The organism is Cyanobium gracile UHCC 0281 (assembly GCF_034931305.1).
Classification (GTDB): Bacteria; Cyanobacteriota; Cyanobacteriia; order PCC-6307; family Cyanobiaceae; genus Cyanobium; species Cyanobium gracile_A.
Map to the genome: position 1 here is coordinate 1 of NZ_JAYGHY010000119.1, position 2,059 is coordinate 2,059.

At 59.5% G+C, this 2,059-nt stretch carries 3 protein-coding genes; all 3 read right to left on the bottom strand.

The window, feature by feature from the left end; all coding sequences use genetic code 11:
* Window positions 1–286: 286 nt before the first annotated feature.
* A complete protein-coding gene (locus VB739_RS16575) occupies window positions 287–616 on the bottom strand; it encodes a nuclear transport factor 2 family protein (RefSeq protein ID WP_323358115.1) in 330 nt (109 codons plus the stop codon).
* Between the two features lie 14 nt (window positions 617–630).
* On the bottom strand, window positions 631–1,077 hold the full coding sequence (locus VB739_RS16580; protein WP_323358116.1) for a hypothetical protein: 447 nt from the start codon (window positions 1,075–1,077) through the stop codon (window positions 631–633).
* Between the two features lie 203 nt (window positions 1,078–1,280).
* Window positions 1,281–2,036 (bottom strand): SRPBCC family protein, encoded by a 756-nt coding sequence (locus VB739_RS16585; protein ID WP_323358117.1) that lies wholly within the window; start codon window positions 2,034–2,036, stop codon window positions 1,281–1,283.
* Window positions 2,037–2,059: the final 23 nt, after the last annotated feature.

Sequence of the window (2,059 nt, forward strand, 5' to 3'; positions counted from 1 at the left end):
GTGCGCAGCTTGCGGATGATCTGCTCGGGGGTGTGGCGCTTGCGTTTCATGGGGCTTCTCCTGGCCAAGTCTGGCCGGTAGGGAAGCTCTCATAAGGACTGGTTCAGTTTTTGGGGTCCACGCCAGGCACAGGGGCTGAAGACGATCCTCAGTTGTCGGAGGTCATCGTGATGGTCTCCGGTTTCGGCACGCCATCGCTGGATCGTCCATGGCTGGTTGATGCACATGCCGATGAGAAAGAGCACGAGGTCTCACTCAGTTGTGGCGATCAGACGTTGTTGGTGGATCATCGAGTGAGCCCGGAAGCCATGGGGATGGAATGGGCCTTACGCACCAAGCCTTGGTCATTGAAGAGGAACAGGTCGGCAGCAGGTCCGTTGGCACCGCGGTACGTGAGGGGGACGCTGTCGACGCCGATCAGAACCTTGTGGAGCTCGACCTGCAGCGTGGGCATGATCTCCAGGGCCGCAGACCAGTAGGCCGCAACCTGGTTCTTGCCCTTCAGAATGCCTGTGGGTTGATCAGTGTCATGCGAAAGCACGGCTGGCAGGCCATGGGAACTCCAGGCTTGGATCGATTCGTCGGCGAATCGGTGGGCAACGTCACTGGTGATCACGCACTTGCCTCGCTCTAGCAGCCCTGGGCAGCTCTGACGATGATGTTGGTAGCTGTGTGAGCCGTCGTATCTCTCAGCAGCAGTGTGGCCCGCGCCTGGAAAAGTTCGGTATCGACGCGTTTCCACTGTGGCGTCCAAATGTCCACCTCGTATCTGCCGTCGTGGGCCGTGATGTGACGTTCATCGCGGGAGCTGATCGGGATCTCCCGGACGACACCGTCGATCGCCATGAGAAGCCCCTTCGCCTGTGGCTTGCTCGCGTAGGGGTAGGGGGCCCAGGCCAGCGTTGATCGTCTCCAGTCATCCAACGAATAACCGCAGCCCCTGGGGATGGAGGCCTCCGGCAGCGTGGAGATCTGCGGCTTGACGGCATTGGCTGCCGCGATACCCACGAGGGAACCCATGGACAACACCGTCGTGCTGAGTACCAGGAGGATCGCCGTCGTTGGGATCATGGCCATGGGGCTTCCTCCAGGTACTCCCTTCAGGCGGTCCAACCCGATGGAAGCCATTGCGTCACTGGATGGTGATCCTCTGAAGGGTAGCTTCGCTGAACCACCATTCCCGATCGGCGGAGATCGCTCAGTGCCGAAGGAGTCTGGTGACATCGTTGACTGTGGAGCTGAAGTGGCTTGGCGCAAGATGGAGATGAGCTCGCCGCCCGTCAGGGCTGGGCTTCCACATAACTCTTGAAACGATCAAGGATGCTCTGCCAGCCGCTGCGCTGCGCTTCGATCGGGTTCATGGTTTCAGGTGTAAAGGTTTCGCGCACGATGGTCGTGTCATCCTCTGGCTCGAACACGACTCTGACGTCACGGGCTTCGGCACCATCGCCGAGCCGATAGACAATCAAGGCGTGAAGCTTCAGCTCGGTGTAGGTACCGCTGAAATCGAATCCCATACTGCCATCCTTGGCTTCCATGCGGCTGGTGAACGTGCCTCCGATTCTCAGGTCATTGGTTGCCGATGGTGTGTGCCAATCCTCGGAAGCTGCGTTCCAGCGAGTGATGTGCTCCGGTGTCACCCAATAGGTCCATACGTCGGCGACGGGAGCGTTGATTCGGGCTTCGACTGAGAGGAGGACTGGTGGGTGATTCATTGGTTGAGCGGCTTGTGCGGAGCGAGGGAAAACAGGACTGACTCGAGCCATCCCTTGTAGCTTCTCTGCGGCTAGGAGAAGAGCCATTTTTGCACGAGTCGCGTGTAGCGTGGCATGACCAGGTACACCATGAGGAACACGACAGCGGCAGTTACCGGCAGGGTGTTGAGTGGTGGATAGGAGGGTACTCCGAGAGTGCGCAGTAGCGGAAGGATCACTAGGAGGCTGCTGAAAAACCAGTCCAGCAGCGGGAGAATGGCCCAACGGCACTGAGCGAATGCGCGGCCAGCAGGAACGCACCGGCCCCCTGTTCTCGTACATCTCCACAGAAGACCGGATTCCGT

Bases quoted from the DNA above. Each gene is read 5' to 3' on its own strand.
- VB739_RS16580 (WP_323358116.1), bottom strand. From the start codon at position 1,077: ATGGCCATGATCCCAACGACGGCGATCCTCCTGGTACTCAGCACGACG.
- VB739_RS16585 (WP_323358117.1), bottom strand. From the start codon at position 2,036: ATGTACGAGAACAGGGGGCCGGTGCGTTCCTGCTGGCCGCGCATTCGC.